The following is a 20,713-nucleotide window of genomic DNA, read 5'->3' as shown; positions in this document are numbered from 1 at the left end:
GAGGGGACCGTGCACGTACAGCTGCTGGACCTGGCCTGCGGTGCCCTGTTGCTGACCGCGGTGCTGGTGCTGTGGCGCCGCGAGCTCGCGGTGATCATCCGGGTGTTCGCGTTGCAGGGTGCCGTGCTCGCCGTGCTCGTGGGCGTGCTGGCGGCCCACGAGGGCTCCGCCGAGCTGTGGGCCGTTGCCGCCGGGGTGCTGGTGCTGCGGGCGGGAATCCTGCCGCACCTGCTGCGCCGGGCGCTGGCGGGCGCGGGGGAGTCGCGGCGGGAGACCCGGCCGTTGGTGAACGTGTCCGCGTCGCTGCTGGCCGCCGCCGCGTTGACGCTGCTCGCCTACGCGGTGTCCCAGCCGCTGGTGCAGCTGGCGCCGTCGGCGGCGACGCAGGCCGTCCCGGTCGGGGTGACGGTGGTGCTGATCGGGTTCTTCGTGCTGGTCACCCGGCGGCGCGCGCTGTCGCAGCTGGTCGGGTTCCTGTTGATGGACAACGGAATCACCGCCGTCGGTTTCCTCCTCACCACCACGGGCGTCGGCCTCGTGGTGGAGCTCGGGGTGTCGCTCGACGTCCTGCTGGCCGTGCTGGTCATGCAGGTGCTCACCACCCGGATGCGGGAGACCTTCGGCGACACCGACCTCGACGAACTGCGGGAGTTGCGCGACTGATGACTCTGCTCGTTCCCGTGGGAGTGCCCGTGCTCGGTGCGCTCGTCCACCTGCTGTTCGGCCGGCGCCGCGCCACCACCTGGGCCGGTGCCGCGTCCGCCGCTGTCGTGCTGGCCACCGCGGTCGCGCTGGCGGTGCGGGTGAGCCGATCCGGGCCCGTGACCGCACCGGCCGGTCTGCTGCGCGCGGACGCCTTGTCGGCGTTCATGCTGCTGGTGATCGGCGCGGTCGGGCTGATCGCCACGGCGGCCACGCCCGCGTACTTCCGCACCGAGGTCGAGGCGGGCAGGGCGACGACCCGCACGGCCGCGCGGCACGGCGTGCTCGTGCAGCTGTTCCTGGCCACGATGGCGCTCGCGGTGCTCGCCGCGAACCTCGGCGTGGTGTGGGTGGCGGTCGAGGCGACCACGATCGTCACCGCGTTCCTGGTCGGGCAACGCCGCACCAGGGCCTCGGTCGAGGCCGCGTGGAAGTACGTGGTGATCTGCTCGGCCGGGATCGCCCTCGCACTGCTGGGCACGATCGTGCTCAACTTCGCCGCCGCCCACACCCCCGGCACCGCGGGCCTGGATCTCGTCACGCTCAGCGCGCAGGCACCGGGGCTGGACCCCGGCGTCACCCGGATCGCGATCGTGTTGCTGGTGCTCGGTTTCGGCACGAAGGCCGGCCTGGCACCGCTGCACGCGTGGCTGCCCGACGCGCATTCCCAGGCCCCGGCGCCGGTGTCCGCGCTGATGTCCGGGGTGCTGCTGTCGGTGGCGCTCTACGCGATCCTGCGGGTCAAGGTGATCAGCGACGCCGCGCTGGGCACCGGGTTCGCCCGCACGCTGCTCACCGTGATGGCGCTGGCGTCGCTCGTGCTGGCCGCGTCGTTGCTGATCGGGCAGCGCGACTACAAGCGGATGCTGGCCTACTCCAGCATCGAACACCTCGGCCTGGTCGCGTTCGGAGCCGCGATCGGCAGCCCTCTCGCGCTGACCGCGGCGCTCCTGCACGTCCTCGGGCACGGCCTGGCGAAGGCGGTGCTGTTCCTCGGCGCCGGCCGCGTCCTGCAGGTCACCGGCACCAGCCGGATCGACGGCGTGCGCGGCCTGCTCGCCCGCCATCCCGCGCTCGCCACGACGTTCGGGGCCGGTGTGCTCGCCTTGATCGGCCTGCCCCCGTTCAGCCTGTTCGCCAGCGAGCTCGGCATCGTCCGCGCCGGTTTCAGCGCGGGTCTCGGCCTGGTCACCTCGGCCGCGCTGCTGCTGGTCCTGGTGATCGCCGCCGCGCTGATCACCGGCACCAGCCGCATGCTGCTCGGCCCACCGCCCACTGAGGACGCTGCGGGCACCGCGGCCGCGTCACCGGTCCCGATCGCGCTGGCCGGCGGGCTGCTCGCCTGCGCCGTGCTCGGCGTCGCCGCCGGAGGGCTGCCCGCCCTGCTCGACCTGGCCACCCATCCCCTGGTGGTGACTCGATGATCACGAAAACGCTCACCCCCGCCGAACTGCCCGATCAGGCCGACGCCCTGCTGGAGCGAGGTTTCCGGCTGGCGCTGGTCGCGGGTCACGACGACGGGGACCGGTTGCGGGCGGTGTACCTGTTCACCGCGGTCGCCCCGGACCGCAGGGTCGAACTGCACGTGCCGCTCGACCCCGGCACACCCGCGGTGCCGAGCCTGGCGGGGTCGTCGTTCGCCGCCGGGCGGTTCGAACGCGAGATGCACGACCTGTTCGGCATCGTGCCCACCGGCCACCCGCTGCCACAACGGCTCGTGCGCCACTTCCACTGGCCGCGGGGCTGGTATCCGATGCTCACCGACGCGGGCGACCCGCCCGCGTTCGGCAGCGTCGACGGGCCGTACCCGTTCCGCACGGTCGAAGGCCCCGGCGTGTACGAGATCCCGGTCGGCCCGGTGCACGCCGGCATGATCGGGCCGGGGCACTTCCGGTTCTCCGTGGTCGGCGAGACCATCCTCAACCTCAAGGCCCGCCTCTGGTTCGTCCACAGAGGACTCGAAAAGCTCTTCCGCGGGCGCACCCCGGACCGGGGGGTCGAGCTGGCGGAACGGATCAGCGGCGACACCAGCGTCGGGCACACGCTCGCGTACTGCCTCGCCGTCGAGGACGCCCACCGGTGGCCGGTGCCCGAGGACGCGCAACGCATCCGCGCGATCCTTCTGGAGCTCGAACGCCTCTACAACCACATCACCGACATCGGTGCCCTGTGCAACGACGTCGCCTACGGTGTGCTGAACGCCCACGCCCAGCGCGTCCGTGAACGTCTGTTGCGCCTCAACGACACTGTCACCGGTCATCGGTTGCTGCGCGGCGCCGTCCACCCCGGCGGCGCCACGATCACCGCGCTGCCCGACCCTCGTGAGCTGGCCGCCATCGGCGCCGACGCGGCCGAGATCGTCGCGCTGGCCCTGTCGAACACCGTGGTGGCCGACCGGTTCACCGGCACCGCCCCGCTGAGCCGCGACCAGGCCGCCGACCTCGGCACGCTCGGCGTCGTGGCCCGTGCCAGCGGCCTGGCCGTCGACGCCCGCCACGACCACCCGTTCCTGTGCGCGGAGTTCTCCCGCACGGTGCACTCCCGGACCGACGGCGACGTGCTGTCCCGTTTCCTGGTGCGCGCGGAGGAGATGGCGACGTCCATCGCCATGATCACCAGCCTCGCCGACATGCTCGGCGGCCGGACCGGCGCGACAGGTCCGGCGGTCACCTCCACCGGAGGTTCCGGGGTCGGCATCGTCGAGGGCTGGCGCGGCACGATCGTGCACCGCGTCGAGCTGGACGGCGACGGACGGCTGAGCCGGGTGAAGGTCGTGGATCCCAGCTTCTTCAACTGGCCCGCGCTGCCGGTCGCGCTGGCCGACACGATCGTTCCCGACTTCCCGTTGACCAACAAGAGCTTCAACCTGTCCTACGCCGGCAACGACCTGTAGTGACGCAGCACCCAAAGAGTTGCATACTTATTTAAGTCCGCAGATCATGGAGTCGGCGGACGAGGGAGATGTCGAGGACGATGAGCGAGTTCGAAGCAGAGCTGCGAAGCAAGGTCGCCGAGGCCGAGGAGATGCTGAAGCGGGCCGTGGAAGCCGGCCACGAGTACGAGGTCCACCTGCACAGCGCCAGGATGCGCGACCTGCTCGACCGAGCCGCCCAGCACGGCATCGACACCACCCGGTGGTTCGACCCGGCGCTGCTGGAGAACTCGGGACTCGCACGTTGACCGCGGAACGCGCCGTTGTCGCCGTGGTGGGTGGAATCGGCGCCACCACCGCCGTGCTGCGCCGCTACGCCGCACTGGTCGAAGAGCAGGCGGGGCTGGCGACCAAGGTGATCGCCTCGGACTACGGGCTGCACAACCTCCCGACCGGCACCGGCGCGGTGCTGCTCGTCCGCGCCACGCCCGAACGGGAGCAGCGGGCACGCACCTCCGTCGTCGGTGTCCCGGTCCTCACCGATCGGGACTGCACCGCGGTCGCGCTGACCGCGGCGCTGCTGACCTCATTGGGCCGCGCCGGTCGCACGCCGGAGACCAGCAGGGTCGTCATCGCGGGCGCGAACACCATGCCGCTGCTCAACCCCGTCCTGCTGGCGGCGGGCATCCGGGACATCACCACGTGGAACCCCGCCGACGCGCTCGCGTTCCCGTTGCGCCGCATCGCCGCCGACGCCAACGCCGTGATCAACCTGGTCGGTGGCGGCGGCCGGTTCGCCTGGCCCCGGCACGCCGCACCGGCGGTGATCGTGCCGGATCCCGCCCGCGACCCGGTGCTGGCCCTGCCCGGCCTGCTGCAGGCGCTCACCCGGCACCCGCGAGCACGGCTGACCCCGGAGGTGCAGCACGCCTGCGCCGTCGTGTTGTCGGCCGCCACCCCGCCCGGCGAACAGCTGCCCCGGCGGATCGACGAGACCCTCACCCGCCAGGTCGCCGAGTTCGCGACGGACGCACTGCACCGAGGAGCCGCACGATGACCGCCCCCACCGCACACCGCGGCCTGCTGGAGTGGGTGTCCGAGGTCGCGGCGCTGACCACTCCCGACCGGGTGGTGTGGTGCGACGGTTCCCCGCTGGAATGGCGCCGGTTGACCGACCGGCTGGTCGAGGCGGGCACGCTGGTGCGGCTGGAGAAGAAGCCGAACTCGTTCTGGTGCGCCTCGGACCCTGCCGATGTCGCGCGGGACGAGGAGCACACCTACCTCTGCACGGTCGACGAAGCCGATGCCGGGCCCACCGGAAACTGGATGGACCCGCTCGACATGAAGATCGTCATGACCGAGCACTACCGGGGCAGCATGGCGGGCCGGACGATGTACGTCGTCCCGTTCTGCCTGGGACCGCTCACCGCCGAGAAACCCGTGCTGGGCGTGAAGATCACCGACTCCGCGTACGTGGTGATCTCGATGCACGTCATGACCCGTGCGGGCAGCGCGGCACTGGAACTGTTCGGCGAGGACGCGGAGTTCGTGCGATGCCTGCACTCCGTCGGAGCCCCGTTGAAGCCCGGTCAGGCCGACGTGCCGTGGCCGTGCGACCGGACCAGGTACGTCACCCAGTTCCCCGAGGAACGGACGGTCTGGAGCTACGGCTCCGGCCACGGCGGCAACGCCCTGCTGGGCATCACGAGCGTGATGGCACGCGACGAGGGCTGGTTCGCCGAGCACATGCTCATCCTCAAGCTGACCTCACCCCACGGCACGGTCCACCACATCGCCGCCGCGTTCCCCTCGGCGTGCGGCAGGACCAGCCTCGCCATGCTCGAGCCCTCGATTCCCGGCTGGAAGGTCGAAACCCTCGGCGACGACGTCGCCTGGCTGCGTTTCGGCGACGACGGCCGCCTCTACGCCGTCAACCCCGGGAACGGCTTCTCCGGCGTCGCGCCCGGCACCGGCTGGAGAACCAACCCCAACGCCATGCGCACCCTGGCCGAAGGCAACTCCGTCTTCACCAACGTCGCGCTCACCGACGACGGCGACGTCTGGTGGGAGGGCTGCTCCGACATCGCGCCGGACCACCTCACCTCCTGGCGCCGCGATGACTGGACGCCCGATTCCACCGAACCGGCCGCACACCCCGGTTCCCGCTACTGCGCCCCGATCGCTCAATGTCCGGTCATCGCGGCGGAATGGGACGATCCCGGCGGTGTGCCGATCTCGGCGATCTTCTTCGGCGGCCGCCGCGCCACCGCGGTCCCGCTCGTCGCGGAGTCCTTCGACTGGCGGCACGGGGTGTTCCTGGGCGCCACGCTGTCCTCGGAGACCACCGGTGGGGTGCGCCGCGACCCCATGGCGATGCTGCCGTTCCTCGGTTACCACGTCGGCGACTACCTCCAGCACTGGATCGACGCCGGCAAGGACACCGCGAAACTGCCCAAGATCTTCTACGTCAACTGGTTCCGCCGCGGCGACGACGGCCGGTTGCTGTGGCCCGGGTTCGGTGAGAACGCGCGCATCCTCAAATGGGTGGTCGACCGCATCGAAGGCCACGCGACCGCGTTCCACACCCCGGTCGGCTGGGTCCCCGGCGCCAAGGCCCTCGACCTGCGCGGCCTCGACCCGTCGTCGCACTGGGACGTCCGCCAGGCGCTCACCGTCGACCACGACGAGTGGCGCGCCGAGCTCCCGCTGATCGAACAGTGGTTCGCCACCATCGGGGACAGGCTCCCCGCGGCCCTGCACGACGAGCTGGAGGCGCTCCGGCGCCGCCTCGACTGAAGTTGTGCCAGGCGATTCGGGGGTTGCGCAGTTGGTAAGGTCGGAAACTGCTGAACCTCGTGGAAACGCATCCCGAGTCGCACCACCGGCGATCCACCAGGGAGGATCAGCGCCATGACGACGGTCGACGGGAGGAGGCCCACGTGAGCAGGCCCCTCTACCAGGTCAAAGCGGAGTTCTTCAAGACTCTCGGCCACCCGGCCCGCATCCGGGTGCTCGAGCTGCTGAGCGAGCGGGAGCACTCCGTCGCGGAGATGTTGCCCGAGGTCGGCATCGAGGCCGCCAACCTCTCCCAGCAGCTGGCCGTGCTGCGCCGGGCAGGGCTGGTCACCACCCGCAAGGAAGGCTCCAACGTCTTCTACTCGCTGACGAGCCCGCACGTCGCCGAACTGCTCGCCGTGGCCAGGCGCATCCTCACCGGAGTCATCACCGGCCAGCTGGAGCTCCTCGAAGACCTGCGGACACCCGCGGAGGCCGCACCCGGTCGCCGCGCCCGCAGGCAGAACTGAGCCTGGTTCCGGTCAGCGCAGCGGTGACCGGTCGCCCACGGACCACCTGTGGCCGAACGGGTCGGTGAAGCCGCCTTGCCGGTGCGTGCCCCACGGCAGCTGGTGGTCCACGACCGGTGAGCCCGGTACGGCTCCCGCGGCCACGGCGCGGGCCACGAAGCCGTCCGGGTCGTCGGTGAAGACCTCGACGCGGACGTTCGTGACCTGGCCGGGGCTGGTCTCCGCCGGGTTGCCGGGGTTGGCCTCGTGCAGGAAGAACGGCGCGCCGCCGATCCGCAGGCCGGCCACGCCGCCGAGGTTCCACAGCTCGGTGGCGCCGAGCGCGGCGCGGTACCAGGTGACCGCGGCGTCGGCGTCCGGGACGATCAGCATCACCGAGATCACCGGAGGTTCGGACATGCCGTACAGCCTGCCGGATCGGCTCACAGATCGCTGAGCAGCCAGGCGATGTCGCGCAACAAAGCGTGTCGCCAGCCGGCCCGGTCGTGGCCGGCGGGGGAGCGGTTCACCCGCACGGTCGCGCCCGCGGCCGAGGCCAGTTCCTCGACGACCGCGCAGTGCCGGTGCATCGCGGGCTCGTGCTCGCCGACGTCGAACGCCACGCGCAGCCCGGACAGGTCGCGGTCGCGCAGCCGTGCCGCGATGTCGCCACCGGCCGGGCCGTCGAGCGAGACCCCGTGGTCCGGCAGGTCGCGCGCCCACCAGAAGGAGCCGGACTGGCAGGCCACCCGCGTCACGAGGTCCGGGAGGTCCAGCGCGGCCTCGAACGCGCTCAGCCCGCCGAGGCTCTGCCCGGCGACGACGAGCTTCGCGGGGTCGACCGGCACGCCGTCGGCGGCGAGCAACGGCAGCAGCTCGTCGCGGATCGCCTGCCACAGCGCGGGATCGCGGTACTCGGCAGCGCGGTTCCGTGGCGTGGGCAGGAAGACGAGAGTGGCGGGCGGTGCCTCGCCTTCCTTCATCATCGATTCGTACGCGGTCATCAACGGATGCACGTACATCCAGTCGTCGCCGTCCAGCAGCAGCACGACCGGTTCGCCGCCCTGGTGCACGCGCACGGTCTTGCGGCCGAGAGCGCCGTTCCAGCGGATCCGCAGTGACGGCAGGTCCAGCAGCTCGTCCGGTCCCACGACCGGCCAGTGCGGCTGCGGCTCCAGGTCCGGGGTGGTGAAGATCGACCGGGTCGGGCCTGCCGCCGAGGGGTTCGACGGGTCGGCGTGCTCGTCCCCGTCGGCGTCGACGAAGTGGTACGTCACCCGGAACCGTTCGGGCATCTCGACTTCTGCGGACCAGAGGTCGCCGCCCCGGTGCCGCAGCTCGACCGGGTCCAGCGAGCTCTCGAACACCACGGTGGCGGGGCCGCCACGCCACTCGAACCTCATCGGGCCACCGCCAGCTGGTAGGAGGAGTCGCGGCCGAGCAGCTCGCGGTGCGTGCCCTCGCCGGTGACCGTGCCGTCGTCGAGGACCAGCACGCGGTCGGCCACGTCGAGCAGCGCCGGGCTGCTGGTGATCACGACGGTGGTGCGGCCGCGGCGCAGTGCGGCGACGTTGCGGGCGATGAGCTGTTCGGTGACCGCGTCGACGGCCGTGGTCGGGTCGTGCAGCACGAGGATCTCCGGATCCGCGGCCAGGGCTCTGGCGAGCGACAACCGCTGCCGCTGGCCCCCGGAGAGGTTGGCGCCGCGGTCGCGCACGGCGTAGTCGAGGCCTTCTGCGTGCAGCTCCACCACGTCGGTCAGCATCGCGGCCGAGACCGCCTCGTCGACCAGCGCGCTCTCGCCGGACGGATCCACGTTGTCGCGCAACGTTCCCGCGAACACCTCGTGGTGCGACGGGTTGACCAGCAGATGGGTGCGCACGCTATCGATCGTGAGTGCCGCGATCTCCCGCTCGGCCACGCGGACCACGCCCTCGTACGCGGACGGTGGCACGTCGACGGAGAGCACCGCCGCCAGCTCGGCCGCGGCCTGCGGCTGGTAGGCGGCGATCGCCACGAACTCGCCCGGCCGCACCGAGAACGTGAGGTCCCGCAACGTCCCGTGCGTCAGTCCCTCGACCTCTAGGCCGCCTTCAGGACCGGGCACCTCGACGCCCGGCGTCATCCGCGGGGGAGCGGCCAGGACCAGCGCCATCCGTTCGGCGGAGGCGCGCGCGATCATGACGTACTTCGGCATCTCCGCGAACACCTTCAGCGGCTCGATCAGGAACTGCGCCAGCCCGACGGCCATCACCAGCTGTCCCACCGAGATCTGGCCCTGGAACGTCAGCAGGCCCGCCCACAACGTCACCGCCGCCGCCAGCAGCGAGTTCAACGCCAGGGCCGTGCCCGCGTAGACGCCGTTGACCCGCGCCACGACGATCGACTGCTTCTTGGCCTCGGTGCTCACCCGGCGGTACGCCTGGAACGCCGCGTGGCTGCCGCCGAAACCGTGCAGCGGCCGCAGTCCCGCGATCAGGTCGGACACCTTCGCGCCCGCCCGCGCGACCTTCGCCTGCTGCACCTGAGTGCTCGCGCCGATCCGTCGCGACAGCACGCTGAGCACGCTCAGGATCCCGGTGGTGCCGACGAACACCAGCACGCCGAGCGGCACGCTGATCACCGCCAGCACGACGCCCGTGATCGCCACCGACACCAGCGAGCTGATCAGCAGCGGCACCACCTCGATGATGTCCGCGGTCTGGTCGGCGTCCTCGGTGGCGATGGTGAGCACCTCGCCGGACTTCAGATCGACGTCGCGCGGCACCGGTCGCAGGCCGTGGCCGGCGACCGCGACCCGCCACCGGTGCGCCTCCGTCGTGTTCGCCTTCTGCAGGATCCGCATGCCGAACCGCCACGAGTACGACACCGTCGCCATGACGAGCCCGAGCGCGAGCAGCGCGATGCTCAGCGACCGGAGCTGGCCGCCGCGCAGCGCGTACTCGACGATCACGCCGAGCAGGATCGGCACGGCGGTCTCCGCGGCCTGGTACGAGCCCATCAGCAGGGTCCCGGACGCCATCGCGCCGACGTTGCGGCGCAACGCGACCCGCAGGATCTCGCGTCCGGTTCGGACTTCAGTGTTCGTCAACGTGGCGCGCAATCGCTTCGGGGGTGGACAGAGCCAGCAGGTCGCGGATCGTGATCACGGGACCGAACTCGCGGCGCAGCAGGCCGATCAGCCGCACCGCGAGCATCGAGTGCCCGCCCAGGTCGGTGAAGCCGCTCGTCATGCCCACCTCGTCCTCGTCGAGGTCGAGCGCCTCGGCGAACAGCTCGCGCACCGCGGTCTCGGTCTCGGTCAGCTCCCGCTCCCCGTGCTGCACCAGGGTGCCGAGCGGACGGGCCTGCGGCAAGGCCGCGGTGTCGGCCTTTCCGTTGACCGTCAACGGGATCGCGTCCACTTGGGCGTAGTGCGTGGGCCGCAGGTAGTCAGGCAGGCCCGCGCCGACCTCGGCCGCGACCGACCCGATGTCGGCGCCCGTCTCCAGCACGAGGTACGCCGCGAGCCGGTACGCGCCGTCGACCTGGGGGTCGGACTGCGCGACGGCGGCGACGAACCGCACGCCCGGATGCGCGGCGAACCGCGCCTCGACCTCGCCCAGCTCCACCCGGTGCCCGCGGATCTTGACCTGCTTGTCGGTGCGGCCGAGGTAGAGCAGGTTGCCGTCGGGACGCCGGAGCACCAGGTCGCCCGTGCGGTACATCCGTTCACCCGGCACCCACGGGCACGCCACGAACCGCTCGGCCGACTGGCCGGGCTGGCCGAGGTAACCGCGCGCGATGCCCACGCCCGACACGTAGAGCTCGCCCGCGACACCGTCCGGCACCGGCCGCAGCCACGGGTCCAGCACGTAGACGTCGGTGTTGTCGATCGGCACGCCGACCACCGGGTCGGCGCAGTCGAACGTGCCGACGCCCAGCGTGTTGATCGTGTACTCCGTTGGCCCGTAAAGGTTGTAGCCGACGGTTCCGGGCGTTTCCGCGAGCAGCTGCCACAGCGTCGGCGTCACGGCCTCACCGCCGAGCAGCACCAGTGCCGGTTTGTGGTCGCTGTTCAGCAACCCTTCGGCGACCAGCTGCTGTGCGTAGGTCGGCGTCACGTTGATGACGTCGATCTCGTGCTCCGCGCAGTACTCGACCAGGCCGGTGGCGTCGCGGCGCAGCTCCTCGTCGCAGATGTGCACCTCGTGGCCGTCGGCGAGCCAGAGCAGCTCCTCCCACGACATGTCGAACGCGAACGACACGGTGTGCGCGATCCGGAACGTCCGGTGCCCGTGCTCGGCCAGCACCGGCTCGAAGATCCGCCGCTGGTGGTTGACCAGCATGTTGGTCAGCCCGGCGTACTCGGTCACCACGCCCTTGGGCTTGCCGGTCGAACCGGAGGTGTAGATCGTGTAGGCCGCGTGCCTGAGCCGGTCAGGGTCGTGCTCCGCGAACGTGATCACCGGCTCGGCCGATGGCCACGGCTCGTCGAGCAGGAACGCCGGACCCTGGATCCGAGGTGCCACCGCGCTGGTCGTGACGGTCAGCGCCGGCCGCGCGTCGGCGATGATCGCGGCGAGCCGTTCGTCCGGGTGGTCCAGCTCCAGCGGCACGTACGCCGCGCCGCAGCGCAGGATGCCGAACAGCGCCACGACCCACTCCGCCGACCGCGGCACGGCGATGGCGACCGACGTCTCGACGCCGATCCCCTGGCCGGACAACACTCCGGCCAGGTGCCGGCTGCGGTCCCGCAGCTGCGCGAAAGTCATCGTGCTGCCGTGCGCGACCAGCGCCACCCGATCTGGGTTGCGGTCGGCGGCCCGGTCGAACAGGTCGACCACGGTGAGGTTGCCGAAGTCGTTGGCGGGGCCCAGTTCCGGCGCCGGCCTCGACCCGAGCGAGCCCAGCAGGCCGTCCGTGCGGGTCAGCTCGTCGAGCATCTCCAGGTAGGAGTCGAACAACCGTTGTGCGAACGCGGGATCGGTGACGTGCGGCCGGTACTCGACCTTGACCGTCAGCTCCTCGCCCGGCGTCACGACCCACGTGAACGGGTAGTGCGTCGAGTCCTCCGCGTCGTGGCCGATGATCCCGTTCTTGGCGTTGAACTCGGTGAACGTGTCGTCGTCCAGGAAGTTCTGCAGCACGAACAGGCTGTCGAACAGCTGGTCGTGGCCGCTCGCGCGCTGGATCTCGCCGAGCCCGAGGTGCTCGTGCTCCATCGTCGCGACCCGCGAGGCCTGCACGGACGCCAGGAACTCGCCCACGGTGTCGTGCGGCTGCGCGGTCACCCGCAGCGGCACGGTGTTCAGCAGCACGCCGACGATGCCCTCGGTGCCCTCCTCCTCACGCCCGGACACCGTCACGCCGAACACCGCGTCGCCGCGCCCGGTCTCCTGGCCGAGCACCAGCCCGAGTGCGCCGGTGAGCACCGAGTTCACCGTCACGCCGTGCCGGCGCGCGGTCTCCCGCACCCGGTTCGACGCCTCGACCGCCAACGTCCGCACGATCTTCACCGGCAGTGAGTCCGAAGTGGACTGTCCGGTGAGGAGTGTCGGGCCGGACAGGCCGGCGAGGTGGTCCGCCCAGAACCGCTGCGCCGCCTCGGCGTCCTTCTCGGCGAGCGCACGGGTGTGGCTCTGGAAGCTCGGCGTGGCGGGCGTCGAGTCGACGGTCCCGCCCGCCAGGAACGCGCGGTAGGCGTCGAACAGGTCGTCCAGCACGATCGCGCGTGACCAGCCGTCCCACAGCAGCAGGTGGTTGGTGAACAGCAACGTGTCGCAGCCGTTCGGGAGCCTGAGCACGGTCAGCCGCACCAGCGGCGGTGAGGTCAGGTCGAAGCCCGTGGCGCGGTCCTCGACGCGCAACGCCTCGACGGCGTCGTCGTTCAGCACGTCCACGGTCCGCACCGGCACCTCGCCGCTGACCCCCAGCACCTGCACCGGCGTGCCGTTCTCGTCGGTCTCGAAGCCCGCGCCGACGACGGGGTGCTTCGCGATGACGTGCGCCAGAGCCTCGGCCAGGGCGCCGGGGTCGAGCCGCCGGTCGAACGTGAAGCAGCTCTGCGCGACGTACTGACCGGACCTGCCCGCGAGCTCGGCCTGGAAGTACAGGCCGCGCTGCAGCGGCGAGACCGGCGCGGTGTGCCGCACGGCCGCCGAGGCGTCCGCGATCCGTTCCAGCGCGAGCAGCCACCGTGCCGCGATCTCGTCGGACACGTCCTCGGTCAGCCCGAACGTGGCGCGCAGCGAGCCGGAGGCGTCGACCCAGCAGTTGACCTCGACCGCGTACGGGCTCGGCCGGTTCTCGGGATCGACGTGCAGCGCCTGCGACTCGCTGGCGCTGCCGAGGTAGTTGAACAGCACCTGCGGCCGGGGCAACGCGGCCAGCACCGGTGCCGTCTGCGGGTTCAGGTAGCGCAGCTGACCGAACCCGACGTGCGCGACCTCGTCCGGTTGCCGAGCAACGACTTCCCGTGCCGCCGCGACCGGATCGGTGGCGGGGCTGAGCCGCACCGGCGCGAGCGCGGTGAACCAGCCGACCGTGCGGGTGTAGTCGTGGTGCTCGGCGGCGGGCACGCGGCCGTGTCGTTCCAGGTCGATCACCAGGTCCGTCGGCGTGCCCTGGATCTCGGTGAGCGCGGTCCGCAGCGCGCCCAGCAGCAGTTCGGTCAGGCCGATGCCGAGCGCGGCCGGTGCCTTCCGCACGACGCGGCCGGTGATGTCGGCCGCCAGCGTGACGGTGACCTGGCGCCGTTCACCGAGCCGCGGCGTGAGCGCCGGGGCGTCGAGCGTCTCGGTCCACCGGCGCAGGTCGCCGCCGGACTGGGCGCCTACCGTCAACGCGGCGGCGTACGAGGCGAACGACGTCGTCACCGGCGCGAGCTTCTCGCCCCGCAGCGCGACGGCCAGGTCTTCGAGCAGGATCATCCAGGACACCGCGTCCACCGCGAGGTGGTGCACCACCACGACGAGCGTGCGGTGGTTCTCCAGCCACGTGAACGCCGCCATCACACCGGCTTCGGCGTCGAGCCGTGCCGCGGCCGCCTCGGCGGCCTCCTGCGGGTCGTCCGCCGACACCACGACATCGATCTCGGTCGCCGGTTCGGTCCTCAGCGACCACACGCCCTGGTCGGTGTTCAGTCGCAGCCGCAACGCGGGATGCGTCGCCACGACGGCGTTCGCCGCGCGCCGGGCGTCCGGAAGGCTCGCGCACTCCAGCTGCCTGGCCTGGGCGAAGAGGTCGAGCGAGCCGCCGAGTTCACGCTGTCGCAACATGATCGGCGTCGGCACGACCGGGCCGTCGGAGATCTCCTCCACGACCGGGGCCTTCTGCTCCACGGACCGCGCGGCGAACTTCTCCGCCAGCGCTCGCGGGGTCTTGTGCAGGAACATGTCGCGTGGCGAGATCGCCACTCCCAGCGCCCGCGCCCGGTTCACCACGCCGATCGCCATGATGCTGTCGCCGCCGGCCGTGAAGTAGTCGGTATCGGCGTCCACATCGGACACCGGAAGAGCGTCGCGGAAGATCTCGACCAGCGAGTCCAGCACCGAGGAGCTCGCCGTGGTGGCCGGTGTGCCGTCCTGGCGGGCGCGTTCCCGCAACGCCTGCCGGTCCAGCTTGCCGTTGACCGTCATCGGCAGTTTCTCCAGCGGGATGACCCGCTGCGGCACCATGTGCGAGGGCAGCTTCCCGGCGAGCACCGCCGTGATGTCGGCGGACGGCGTGCCCACAACGTGCGCCACGAGGTGGTCGGCGGTGTCCGCCACGGTGACGGCCACGTCGACCACGCCCGCGACCTCGCGGACGACGGCCTCGACCTCGCCCAGTTCGATGCGGAAGCCGCGCAGCTGCACCTGGCCGTCGGCGCGGCCGATGAACTCGAGCTCGCCGTCGAGGTTCCACCTCGCCAGGTCACCGGTGTGATACATCCGCGACCCGTCGCCCGCGAACGGGTCGGCGACGAACCGGCTCGCCGAAAGCCCCGGCCGGTTCGAGTAGCCGAGCGAGAGCTGGTCGCCCGCGAGGTAGAGCGAGCCGGCCACACCCGGCCCGACCGGCTGCAGCCGGTCGTCGAGCACGTAGGTCCGCTGACCGGGCACGGGCGGGCCGATCGGGCAGACGTCGGCGCGGCCGGGCGCGAAGTCGGAGTCGTCGAGCACGTGCCGCGCGGTGTACACAGTGGACTCGGTCGGCCCGTAGATGTTGACCAGGTCTGGTCGCCGGGTGCCGTACCGCGCCACCCAGTCGCGCAATCGGCCCAGTTCCAGCGCCTCGCCGCCGATGATGACCCGGCGTACCGACGTGACCGGGTCGCTGTGCCTGTCCGCCTCGATGAACTGGTAGAACGCCGACGGGGTCTGGCTCATGACGGTGACGCCGCGGTCGCGCACCAGCCGGTGGAAGTCGACCGGCGAACGGGTCAGCCCGTGGTCGGGCACCACCAGCTCGGCGCCGTTGGTCAGCGCGCCCCACAGCTCCAGCACCGCGAAGTCGAATGAGAACGAGTGGAACTGCGTCATGACGTCGCCCGGCCCGAACCCCATGTCCGGTCCGGTGTTCGCCAGGAACGTCACCGCGCTGCGATGCGACACCACAACGCCCTTGGGCTTGCCGGTCGACCCGGACGTGTAGATCACGTACGCCGGGTGCCGCCAGGCCGGCGGCGTGATCACGCCGCCGCCGGGCACCTCGTCACCGATCGCGAGCACCCGTGTGGCGCTGCCGATCCGGGAGACGATCGCGGCGAAGCGGTCGTGTTGCTCGGGAGCGACCAGCACGACCTGAGGTGCGGTGTCGGAGAGCAGGTACGCGAGCCGGTCGTCCGGGTACGCCACGTCCAGCGGCACGTACGCGCCACCGGCCGACACGACCGCGACGAGCGAGATCACCTGCTCCAGCGAACGGGGAACGGCGACGGCGACGCGCTGGTCCGGCCCGACCCCGGCGTTCGCGAGCGTGCACGCCAGCCGGTGCTTCGCCTCGGCCAGCTCGCCGTACGACAGGCTCTCCGACGTGCCGTCGAGGCGGCACAGCGTCACCGCACGTGCTTCGGGCGCACGGTTCGCGGCCGCGTCGAACAGCTCGGCCAGCGTCGCGGCCTCCACCGCGGCGGGCGCGATGTCCTGGGGGGCGGGGATGTCGTCCCCGGCCAGCAACGCGGTCAGCGTGTCGGCGAAGGTCTGCACGATCCTGCGCGCACCCCCGGGGCGGATCACCACCGTGTCGTGCACGAGGTTGAACGTCAGCGAGCCGTCGTGCCCGCGCTCGACCACCAGCGTCAGCGGGTAGTGCGGCGCGCCCTCGTTGACGACGTCCGCGATGCCGAACGAGTCGCAGCGCAACGAGGTCACGCCGGTCGCCACGTCGAACACCACGAGCGTGTCGAAGAGGGATCCGGCACCGGCGAGCTTGCCGATCCTGGTCAGTGACACGTGCTGGTGCGGCAGCACGGCGGTCTGGTGCGCGCGCATCGCGTCCAGCAGCTCGCGGGCGGTCGTGTCACCGGACCACCTGGCGCGCACGGGAACGGTGTTGATGAACAGGCCGACGAGCTCGTCGATGCCGGGCACGTCGGCGTCCCGGCCCGACACCGTCGAGCCGAACACGACGTCCTGGCGGCCCAGGATGCCACCGAGCGTCAAGGCCCACGCGCTGTGCACGGCGACGCTGAGCGACACCCCGGCGGCCCGCACCCGGTCGTCCACATCGGACGGTGCGTCCAGGGTCATGTCGGCGAACCGCTCGGACGGCAGGTGGTCCGGCACGGTGATCGACGGTCCGGGCAGGCCCTCCAGCTCGCGTGCCCAGACGCGGTCGCTCTCGCCGGCGTCGCTCTCGGCGAGCCAGCGCACGTAGTCGGAGTAGCTGCCGCGCACGTGCACCGACCCCGGCGCGTCGTACTCGGCGAGCAACGCGCGCAGCATCGGCGGCACGGACCAGCCGTCCGCGATGATGTGGTGCACGGTCTGCACGAGGGTGTACCGCTGTGGCGCGGTCCGCACGAGCGTGTAGCGCATCAGCGGACCGGTGGCGAGGTCGAACCCGGCGACCCGGTCGCGTTCGGCGAGCTCGCTGATCTCCTCGTCGGACATGCCCTGGCCGTTCACCGTGGTGAACACCGGCCGCACACCCGACTCCAGCACCGACACGACCCTGCCGTCGGCGAGGCTCGCGAACCGCGCGGCCAGGTTCGGGAACAGCTCGAACACCCGCGCCGCCGCTTCTTCGAGCCGCCTGGCGTCGACGGCACCGGTCAGCGTCAGCACCTGCTGCTCGACGTACCGGTGCGCGGAGCCGTCGTCGAAGACGGAGTGGAAGTAGAGGCCTTCCTGCAACGGCGTCAGCGGCAGGATCTCGCGCAACGCCGGGGAGTCCAGCGCGTCGACGTCGGCCTGGGTGAGCGGCAGCAGCGGGAAGTCGCTGGGGGAGTGGCCGCCGGTGGTGAGCTCCGCCAGCCCTTCCAGCGCGGTGACGAAGTACTCGCCGATCCGCGCGACGTCATCGTCGGTGAACACGCCGGACGGCCACGAGATCAGGGTGACCAGTTCCAGTTCGCCGCCGGCACCGGGTTCGGCGGAGGCGTTGAACTCAAGGGCGCGCGGCAGCCGCATCGCCGGGTCGCGCTTCTCGCCGAGCTGACCGGCGTTCTCCGCGAGCTGCCAGTCGCCGGTCGTGCCCCCGGAGAACCGGCCGAGGTAGTTGAACAGCACCTGCGGCCGCGGGACGTCGAAGTCGTTGTGCCCCAGGTACTTCAGGGCGCCGTAGGAGACGCCGTTGCTCGGCACCCGAGCCAGGTCCTCCTTGACGTGCTTCAACGCCGCGCCCAGGTCGTGAAGATCGACCGGGTCCACGACGACCGGGAACAACGTCGTGAACCAGCCGACCGTGCGCGACAGGTCGGGATCGCGCGGCACGAACCGGCCCTCGCGGCCGTGACCCTCCAGCTCGATGTGCGCGAACGTCTGGTCCTGGCCTTGGTCGCGCCGCCACTTCGCCAGCGCGACCGCGAGACCGGTCAGCAGCACGTCGTTGACCTTGGCGTGGAACAACGCGGGCACGTCACCCAGCAGCGCGGCGGTGGCCCGGGAACCGACCGTCACGGTGCGGACCTGTTCACGCGCAACGACATCGTCGTCAGTCAGCTCACGCCGGCCGAGCAACTGGTCCACGCCCGGCAGTGCGCGCTCGTAGTACGCGCGGTCGTTTTCGAAGGAGGTCTGCTCCAGCAACTGGGTCCAGCGCCGGAACGACGTGCCGACCGGCCGCAGCTCCACGGCCTCGCCGGACGAAATCTGCTGCCACGCCAGGGCGAGGTCGTCGAACAGGATGCGCCACGACACACCGTCGATCACCACGTGGTGGATCACGAGCACGAGCTGACGGGCGTTCGGCCGCCACACCGCGCGCAGCATGATGCCCGCGTCGGGGTTCACCCCCTCGGTCGCCGCCTCGACGCACTCCTCCAGCGGAGCGTCGCTCTCCTCCCAGAGGGCCTTCCCGTCGGCGAGAACGTCGAACGACCAGCGGTCACCCCGGACGAGCCTGGCGCGCAACATGTCGTGCCGCGCCACGACCGCGTCGAGGATCTGCGTCAACGCCTCGGCGGTCAGCTCGGCCGGGGTGTTGAGCACGACCGACTGGACGAACCCGTCGATCGCGTCCGTGGTCTCGCCGAGCCACTGCACGATCGGCAGCCCCGCCACCGGACCGGTCGGCACGTCGTCGTGGTCGACCGTCGCAGCGCCGTCACGGGACGCGACGGCGGCAAGCGCGCGGGGTGTGCGGTGCACGAAGATCTGGGTGGCGGTGACGAACACGCCTTGCGCCCGCAACGCGGACAGCAGCGAGATCGCGAGGATGCTGTCGCCGCCCAGTTCGAAGAAGTCCTGGTCCGCGCCGACCTGCTCGACCCGCAGCACCGACGCCGCGGCCGCGCAGATCACCGCCTCGTCGCCGGTGGCCGCGGCGGTCACCGGGCCGCTGTCCACCACCGGTTCCGGCAGGGCGCGGCGGTCGAGCTTCCCGTTGGGCGTCAAGGGGAACTCGCTCATCACGACGATGTGCGCGGGCACCGTGTACTCGACGAGGTGCTCGGTCGCCCACTGCCTCACGGCGTCCGGGGTCAGGTTCTCGTCCGACGGCACGACGTACCCGACGAGGTAGTTTCCTCCGGCGGAGTTCTTGCGCGCCACGACACAGGTGTGCCGGACCCCGGGGTGCTCGGCGAGCGCGACCTCGACGTCCTCCAGCTCCAGCCGCATGCCGCGGATCTTGACCTGGTTGTCGACGCGGCCGAGGAAGTCGAGCGACCCGTCCGGGGCGAACCGCGCCAGGTCACCGGTCCGGTAGAGACGCGAACCGTCCCCCGCAAAAGGGTTCGCGACGAACCGCGAGGCCGTCAGCCCAGGAGCGTTCACGTACCCGCGCCCCAGCAGGAACCCACCGATGTACAGCTCGCCGCCGACCCCGACCGGGCACGGCCGCAGCCGGTCGTCCAGCACGTGGAGATCGGTGTTCGGGTTCGCCCTGCCGATCGACGTGGACAGCCGCTCGGCCTCGCCGCGGTAGATCACGTGCGAGACGCCGATCGTGGCCTCGGCCGGGCCGTAACCGTGGTACAGGGGGATGTCGAGCTGCGTGCGGAACCGCTCGTACAGCTCGGGCGTGAGCACCTCGCCGCCGCACCACACGTGCCGCAGGCCGGCGAGCTCGCCGTCGCCCGCGATGGTCAGCAGCACGTCCAGCATCGACGACACCAGGTAGACGAAGGTGACGCGGTGCCGGGCGATGGTGGCCAGCAGGTGGTGCGGGTCGCGTTCGCCGCCGGAGCGCACGACGACGGTCCGGCCACCGCACACCAGCGGCAGGAAGATCTCGTTGACCGAGATGTCGAACGACAGCGGGGCCTTGAACAGCGCCGCGTCGTCGGGTCCGAAGTGGAGGATCTGGTGCACCTGCCACAGCAGGCGTTCGCTGATCGCCTCGTGGCGGATCATCGCGCCCTTGGGGCGGCCGGTCGAGCCGGACGTGAACATCACGTACGCCAGCTGCGCGCCCGCGATCCGCACGCCGGTCGGTTCGCCCGAGTACTCCGCGAAATCCCAGGAGTCCAGGTCGACCGCGACGGCGTCGGGCTCGTTCTCCTGGCCACTGCCCAGAATCAGGGCGACCCGCGCGTCGGTGATCACGGACTCGCGGCGGGAGGCCGGCCACTGCGGGTCCAGCGGCACGAACGCGGCCCCGGCCTGCAGCACGGCGAGCAGGCTGACCACCATCTCGGCCGAGCGGGGCAGTGAGATGCCGACGACCTGCTCGGTCTTCAGGCCCTGTGCGAGCAGGAATCGCGCCAGCTGGTTGGAACGGGCGAGCACCTCGCCGTAGGTGAGGGCACGGTCGCCGTCGTTGATCGCCACGGCGTCCGGGCGCGCCGCGGCCTGTGTGCGGAACAGGTCGACGATGCTCGGCCGTTCGCGCGGGAACTCGTTGTCGTTCCAGCGCGCCAGGTCCGCCAGCCGTTCGTCGAGCGTCTGCGCGGTCAGCGTCCCGATGGCGCGGTTGGGGAACTCGGCGAGGTCGTCCAGCACCCGCTGGGCAGCGGCCGCGTCGACGCCCGCCGGTAACGGAATCCGCCAGCCGTCGGCTGCTTCGACGACGTCGGACTGCTGCCCCTTGTCGGCCCACACCAGCAGATCGGCGAAAAGCGTTGCAGGCGAGAGCTCAAGCCCGTCAACGGTCAGCGACGGGTCCGCCCAGTGCGTCAGCGCCACCGCACTCGCGACGGCGACGGTCCGCTGCGGGTACTCACCGGCACGGCGCCGAACAGAGGCGATCCGGTCGGTCGAAAGCAGCACCTGTTCCATGAAGGTGAGCC

General features: G+C 71.4%; 11 protein-coding genes. 7 read left to right on the top strand and 4 right to left on the bottom strand.

The window, feature by feature from the left end; translation table 11 throughout:
- Nucleotides 1–9: 9 nt before the first annotated feature.
- From ABZV40_RS28915 to ABZV40_RS28885, 7 genes are all read left to right on the top strand, one after another.
- Nucleotides 10–663, top strand: a complete 654-nt coding sequence (locus tag ABZV40_RS28915; protein WP_355448184.1) for a hypothetical protein — start codon at nt 10–12, stop codon at nt 661–663.
- Complete coding sequence (locus ABZV40_RS28910; protein WP_355448181.1) at nt 663–2,126, top strand: proton-conducting transporter membrane subunit; 1,464 nt, start codon at nt 663–665, stop codon at nt 2,124–2,126. The genes ABZV40_RS28915 and ABZV40_RS28910 overlap by 1 nt, the downstream gene beginning before the upstream one ends.
- Nucleotides 2,123–3,595: an NADH-quinone oxidoreductase subunit C gene (locus ABZV40_RS28905; RefSeq protein WP_355448178.1), complete on the top strand. Its 1,473-nt coding sequence runs from the start codon at nt 2,123–2,125 to the stop codon at nt 3,593–3,595. The genes ABZV40_RS28910 and ABZV40_RS28905 overlap by 4 nt, the downstream gene beginning before the upstream one ends.
- Nucleotides 3,596–3,675: 80 nt before the next feature.
- Nucleotides 3,676–3,882: a hypothetical protein gene (locus ABZV40_RS28900; protein ID WP_355448175.1), complete on the top strand. Its 207-nt coding sequence runs from the start codon at nt 3,676–3,678 to the stop codon at nt 3,880–3,882.
- Nucleotides 3,879–4,631, top strand: a complete 753-nt coding sequence (locus ABZV40_RS28895; RefSeq protein WP_355448172.1) for a hypothetical protein — start codon at nt 3,879–3,881, stop codon at nt 4,629–4,631. The genes ABZV40_RS28900 and ABZV40_RS28895 overlap by 4 nt, the downstream gene beginning before the upstream one ends.
- Nucleotides 4,628–6,370, top strand: coding sequence for a phosphoenolpyruvate carboxykinase (GTP) (locus ABZV40_RS28890; RefSeq protein ID WP_355448169.1), 1,743 nt, complete (start codon nt 4,628–4,630; stop codon nt 6,368–6,370). Before ABZV40_RS28895 ends, ABZV40_RS28890 begins: the two co-directional genes overlap by 4 nt.
- A 143-nt stretch (nt 6,371–6,513) precedes the next feature.
- Nucleotides 6,514–6,879 (top strand): metalloregulator ArsR/SmtB family transcription factor, encoded by a 366-nt coding sequence (locus ABZV40_RS28885; protein ID WP_355448166.1) that lies wholly within the window; start codon nt 6,514–6,516, stop codon nt 6,877–6,879.
- Nucleotides 6,880–6,891: 12 nt separating this feature from the next.
- Here ABZV40_RS28885 and ABZV40_RS28880 read toward each other — a convergent pair whose 3' ends face one another.
- The 4 genes from ABZV40_RS28880 to ABZV40_RS28865 are packed head-to-tail and all read right to left on the bottom strand — an operon-like array spanning nt 6,892 to nt 20,702.
- Nucleotides 6,892–7,278, bottom strand: a complete 387-nt coding sequence (locus ABZV40_RS28880) for a VOC family protein (protein WP_355448163.1) — start codon at nt 7,276–7,278, stop codon at nt 6,892–6,894.
- 23 nt (nt 7,279–7,301) lie between these two features.
- Nucleotides 7,302–8,261, bottom strand: a complete 960-nt coding sequence (locus ABZV40_RS28875; protein ID WP_355448161.1) for an alpha/beta hydrolase-fold protein — start codon at nt 8,259–8,261, stop codon at nt 7,302–7,304.
- A complete protein-coding gene (locus ABZV40_RS28870) occupies nt 8,258–9,949 on the bottom strand; it encodes an ABC transporter ATP-binding protein (RefSeq protein WP_355448158.1) in 1,692 nt (563 codons plus the stop codon). Before ABZV40_RS28870 ends, ABZV40_RS28875 begins: the two co-directional genes overlap by 4 nt.
- Nucleotides 9,936–20,702 (bottom strand): amino acid adenylation domain-containing protein, encoded by a 10,767-nt coding sequence (locus tag ABZV40_RS28865; RefSeq protein ID WP_355448155.1) that lies wholly within the window; start codon nt 20,700–20,702, stop codon nt 9,936–9,938. The genes ABZV40_RS28870 and ABZV40_RS28865 overlap by 14 nt, the downstream gene beginning before the upstream one ends.
- Nucleotides 20,703–20,713: the final 11 nt, after the last annotated feature.

The sequence above is a fragment of the Lentzea sp. NPDC004782 genome, from assembly GCF_040609115.1.
Classification (GTDB): domain Bacteria; phylum Actinomycetota; class Actinomycetes; order Mycobacteriales; family Pseudonocardiaceae; genus Lentzea.
Note: the sequence above shows the minus strand (reverse complement) of the source record. Positions and strands in the feature narration are given on the sequence as shown.